Origin of the sequence: Lutibacter sp. (assembly GCF_041562875.1) — a bacterium.
In the GTDB taxonomy this organism is placed as follows: Bacteria; Bacteroidota; Bacteroidia; order Flavobacteriales; family Flavobacteriaceae; genus Lutibacter.
The window spans coordinates 1-5,478 of the sequence record NZ_JBFFOE010000137.1 but is presented as its reverse complement, the minus strand read 5'-3'; the positions used below and the strand labels follow the sequence as shown (position 1 = coordinate 5,478).

Annotated in this window: 4 protein-coding genes and 1 pseudogene; all 5 read right to left on the bottom strand. The window is 31.9% G+C overall.

Annotated elements, in window-relative coordinates; all coding sequences use genetic code 11:
• Window positions 1-854, bottom strand: a pseudogene (locus ABY863_RS12615) (flagellar motor protein MotB); the annotation flags it as partial.
• Between the two features lie 84 nt (window positions 855-938).
• Window positions 939-2,636: an Ig-like domain-containing protein gene (locus tag ABY863_RS12610; RefSeq protein WP_372795381.1), complete on the bottom strand. Its 1,698-nt coding sequence runs from the start codon at window positions 2,634-2,636 to the stop codon at window positions 939-941.
• Window positions 2,637-3,653: 1,017 nt separating this feature from the next.
• Window positions 3,654-4,760, bottom strand: coding sequence for an AI-2E family transporter (locus ABY863_RS12605; RefSeq protein WP_372795379.1), 1,107 nt, complete (start codon window positions 4,758-4,760; stop codon window positions 3,654-3,656).
• A gap of 48 nt (window positions 4,761-4,808) precedes the next feature.
• Window positions 4,809-5,192, bottom strand: a complete 384-nt coding sequence (locus tag ABY863_RS12600) for a hypothetical protein (RefSeq protein WP_372795377.1) — start codon at window positions 5,190-5,192, stop codon at window positions 4,809-4,811.
• Window positions 5,193-5,199: 7 nt separating this feature from the next.
• Window positions 5,200-5,478 (bottom strand): hypothetical protein (locus tag ABY863_RS12595; RefSeq protein WP_372795376.1); only part of this gene is annotated, 279 nt, incomplete at its 5' end.

Here is a 5,478-nt window from a genome sequence, read left to right as displayed (position 1 = left end):
TTAATCGTAAATTCAGTTTTTGGAGTCACAAAAACAACTTCCTCTTCTTCTTTAACGGAAACTTTTTTTCCAACACCAAATTTAAGAACAACACCTGCTCTTACAGTAGTAAGGTTCCAAGTTTCTATTGAACGTGGGTTTTGTCCAAAATAAGGCTGAAAAGCTACAAAAGGAGAAAGCACCAATTGTGTTTTGCTGGTTGCTTTTGACAATTGCATATCATATCCCATACCAATTTGTGCTGAGATAATTGTTTCTTCAATAGCACTAAAATCTCCCTCAACATCTGCTGGTGCAACTTGATCAGGAAAATTTGGATTTATTCCTTGTTGATATGTAAATGCTTTGTTTTGACTGAAAGCAAATCTTGGTCCACCATATAAATAGAAATTTCCTTTAGTTGGCGCAAAACGTAAACTTGGTTCTACAGTAATATAACTTAAGTCAGTTGACAAGTCGGCTGGACAATTACAATCAGTTAATTGTTGATCGAAATCACCTTTACGGCTATCTAACCCAGCTTGTATAATAAATCCGAATCTTGTATCAGGTTTGTGAAATTCTATGCTTGGAGCAAGAAACAATCCTATACCATTACCTTTATGAAAAGTAGTAGCAGGTGTGAAATCTGCATTCAACTGTTGAGTTGAACCATCAAAAAAATTAAAGTTTGCACCACCGGCTAAACCAAAGTACCAAGAAGGTTTTGAGTATTCTACTTCCTGTGTTTCCTGTGCCTGAAGTGGCGCTTGAATTCCCACAAATACCAAGGCAACTATTACAACGCTTTTTAGGGTTTGTTTAAGGGACCATTTAAGGAGTGTTCCCTTTTTTAAAGTTGTTTTATTTTTCATTATATTTTATGATTTAAAGTTTATCAATTTTTGAGAGCCTTATTAAAACCCTCGCCAATTGGAGAGGGTTAATTATTTTTTTAATTAAGGTTTGGTTATAATGTTAGTATGAGTCATTATTACAGCTCCATTTCTGGCAAGCATTCTACCTTCTGCAGTTGCATAAGCATTCATAGTAATAGAGGTTAAAGCCAATACATTTCCTTTGAATATGGTGTAATCACCAATAGTAGCTGATCTTCCTACTTGCCAAAAGACGTTTTTAGCCTGAGCACCTCCGGCAAGAATTACATCTCCTCCAGCGCCACCAACAGTTGTAAAGTCAGAAGCAATTTGGAATATCCAAACAGCATTGGCATCACCTTGTGCGTCTAATGTTAAATCACCTGATTCTATTAAAAGTGTAGAAGTTGATTTGTAAATACCTGGGGCTAATGTTTTACCACCTTGATCACCCGCTACAGTTGCTGGTGCAGGAGAAGATGCTCCTTCAGCAAATAAATAGGCACTTGTCAAGTCATTTTTAGCTTGTAATAGGGTAGCAGCTATTCCTAGAGGTTCAATATCATCTGAAGCATGGATTGCTCCATTTACAATAATTGCAGGAGGAAATCCAGTAACTGAAGTACGAACACCTGGATAGATTCCAACATTCATATTTCTAATTTCACTGAATCCAGCATTGTTGCTTACACCTACACCTGCTATAATACCATATTCCTCAACACTTCCAAGATTAACCAAGGTTCCAGTTAAAGTAGATAGTGTGCTAAATTCCCACACATAGTTATTAGCTAATGGAATACCAGCTAAATTTTTAGCATCAGTTGTAATAGTTGCTGTATAGATAGTTCCTTCTAAAAGAGGACTGTCTGGCACAAAAGTGAGCGTTGAATTTACATAGTTTATAGCTCCATTTATTAAGATTGTACCATTTTTTAATGTAAATGAAGTATTATTTATGGTTGCAATATCCATTTCCATACTAAAGGTAGCAGTAACAATTTTATCAAGAGCAACTCCTGTTGCATTGTCTAAAGGATCAGTAGAAATTACGCTAGGTCCTAAAATAGTTCCTGTGGTGAATTCCCATGAAAAGTCATTTGCTAAAGGTGTTCCTTGTATATTTTTGGCTCCTGTAGTTATTGTTGCTGTATAAATTTTTTCAGCTAAAAGAGGGCTAGAGGATTTAAAATAAGCTGTTTGTCCAACGTATGTAACCATACCATTAATTAAATCAGCTCCTTGTTTTAAAGTAAAAGTGGTCGCGTTAATAGATGAATGATTCATCAACATATTAAAATTCGCACTTACTATTTTATTAAGGAATACATCAATAGCATTGTTTGCTGGATCTGAAGAAACCACCATAGGAGTCACTGTTGAGCCAGTACTAAATGTCCAAACATAATCTTCTTGTAAGGCATTACCTTTTTTATCCTTTACAGAAGTATTAATTATTCCTGTATAAGTTGTGTTTGGCATTAGTGGACTTGTTGGCATAAATGACACAATAGTTCCATTTATTGAAACTGTTCCAGTAATTAAATTTGTTCCTTGGATTGTAAAAGAGGATTGGCTGAAAGTTGCAGCATCCATCTCTTCGTTAAAGTTTACTGAAATGGTTTTGTCTAAAGGAACATTAATAGCGCCATTTTCTGGACTTGTCGTTTCCACAACTGGGCAAACACCATCGATTTGAACGAAATCGTCATTTGCGCAGCTTGAAAATAATGCAATAAATAGTATTGCAAAGGGTAAAAATATTTTTTTAGTAATCATAATTTTTAATTTTAGAGTTCATAATTATTGTTTTTGTGGTGAATTTTTTTATAGTACAAAGGTGGTTACATATAAGAGTGAAAGCATTACATAATTTTGGTGAAGAGTTGTATAATTCACACATTGTGATTTTGGTGAATGGGAAATATTTTTTCTATGTAAGGGATTTAATAGCTTGAATTATAACCTATTTTATTAGAGAGAACAGCCATTTTTGGGTTTTGATTATTAGCAGTTAAATAAGGGTTTTGTAGGATTTTTTGATGTATAAGTTATACAAACAAAATTTTCATTAAGACGTATATTAATCCACTCATGTAGTAGACTATCAATCCAATAATCGAAATAACAACAAAAACTATGATGCTGTTATAAAGAAATTTATTCTTGATTTTTGATTTTAAGAAATTGGTTTTCATATATAATTTTCTTTAAAAAAATTAACGAATGCTGTTCCCAGCTCCCCTTGATTCTTGCTAAATCCTACTTTAATATTTTCCGATTACTCTTCTGCGTTATCTACCTTCTCAGAGGCAGTGCAACAACTTGTGAAAAATGATGTCCGTAACTAATACGGCTGATTTAATTGTTTATATAATTACTTTTTCAAATTATAGATCAGCAATAAATTTTTGTATTTCTTCTTTTGACAACCCTACTTTTACCTGAAGTCTATTTATCGTTTCTGTTTGGCTACCAATAGTAAACAATAAATTATTTTCAATAAGCTTAACAAAGCTTGTTTTAAGTTTTACTCAGTGGTTTTCCAGTTTTTTCCTTAACTCTGTTGAACCATTTATGTGTTGTTCCTCTCTAAATGTTCATTAATCATCATATGGTAAAAGTATGTTACATTATTATTTAGGGTATTACATAACTTTTTTTAAATGTTGCACAATTCACACTTTTTACAATTTTAAGTAAAAATCAATCTTAGTTTATCTAAAAAATAGTGCTTACTAATACAACAAATTGAAAAACTACTGAATTTGTATTATTTTTCAATTGAATTCTTATCTAAACTTTATTTTTTTTTATTTTTTTCAAAATAGGCTCAATATTTATCAAAGAAGGCATCGTATCTCCTAACAAAAAGCCCCAAGGTTTTAAAGAATCTATATGATCACAAATCAGTTTTACAATAGCAAGAATTGGAATAGAGAGAAACATACCCGAAGCACCCCATAAGGCATTTCCTGCAAATACCACTATAATTGAAAAAAGGGCATTTATTTTTACTTTTGAGGTTACAATTAATGGGACAATAATGTTATTATCTATTATCTGAATGATATAATAGAGTGCTAAAACATAAAACGCATACATAGGGGTTGATTTTGTTGCTAAAGCAATTGCCATTGGTAATGCTACAGCAATAACACCTCCAATATATGGGATAACGTTAAGCAATGCTCCTATAATACCAAGCAGAATTGCATATTCAATTCCAAGTACCAAAAGAACTGTTATATTAAGTATGGCTACAATAATAGCTTCAATTACAAGTCCGGTAAGATAGCGTTGAATAACAGTTTTAGTTTCAGAAATTATTTTACTAATTCTATTTTGATTGCTATTACCAAACACCCTGCGAATAAATTCAATTAATAGTTTATTATAATATAATAAAAGAAATACATAAACAGGAATCAATAATAATGTTACAATTCCATTGCCTAGTGCATAAAGTGTTTGTCCAACTTCAGCATTACTCATACTAAGCATTTCCTCTTTAGCGTCTATTATCCATTTATTCACCTTCCATCGGCTTAGGTCAAAATACCGTGAAATCCATCTAGCAGTATCAGTTAACAATAATTCAAACTTATCTACTAACAGTGGCCACGATTCAGTAAATCGGCCAAGTTGTCTGAATATTAATGCAGCAAGTGCTGCTGTAATTATAAAAGTAAGTACTAAAGTTAAAATGATAGCAACCACTCTATTAATCCGTATCCTTACAAAAAAGTTGACTACAGGGTGCAGTAAAACAGCAATCATCACCGAAAAAATAAGAGGAACAAGTATGTCTTGTGCTATTGAGAGCATCATTATAAGCACATAAAATCCTATTAAAATGATAAACACCTTTGCGTAACGCGGAAATTTAAGTAGCGTATCCATATAATTTAAAAATTTTTAATGAATTTATTATGAGTTATAAATAGTAACTTATTGGTGCTTTTTACTGCTAATTACTTGTAGAAACCTATTTACTAACAACTTTATTGCTTCTGGATTATTTGCAACTATTTTGTTAACACTAAACATAACAACACTACCAAAGAGCTTTTTTAAAGGACTTTTTGCTCCTTTTTCAAATGTAATTTTAGAGATATAGCCTGCTGTTAGACTAATTGTATTATTAATGATGTTTTCTTTTAAATCGTCAGATTTGGAAGCTTGACTAAAAATATTTTTTATGATATTTAATGGTTTAAGGCTTTCATAAGTAAGGTGAAATTGTTCTTTCAACTCCATTTCTTCTACTGCCTGTTTACTTTCTAATAGTTGAATGGCACTTTTTAGATCGGTTTCTGAATATATTTTTCCCATTCGATGTTTATTGAAGTGCTTGTTTGATAATTAAATTGCTGATGGGTTTTTTTATCCAATGATGAAGAAAAAAATGTAAAATAATTCCTGCTATAAGGTAAAATGCAGCAACTATGAAAAAGCCATAGTATAATTTACCAAGTAGTTCACCCAACAACAGTGCAATTCCTAGGTTAAAAACCAGTGTAAACAAGGTAATTATCAAAATAACCACCAATCTTGATATTAATGAGGGTACTACAATTATGGTTGTTTTTAATAATTTTAGTTTAGAAAGCTCATAGGT

Coding starts and splice junctions, on each gene's coding strand:
- ABY863_RS12610 (WP_372795381.1), bottom strand. CDS start 2,636: ATGATTACTAAAAAAATATTTTTACCCTTTGCAATACTATTTATTGCA.
- ABY863_RS12605 (WP_372795379.1), bottom strand. CDS start 4,760: ATGGATACGCTACTTAAATTTCCGCGTTACGCAAAGGTGTTTATCATT.
- ABY863_RS12600 (WP_372795377.1), bottom strand. CDS start 5,192: ATGGGAAAAATATATTCAGAAACCGATCTAAAAAGTGCCATTCAACTA.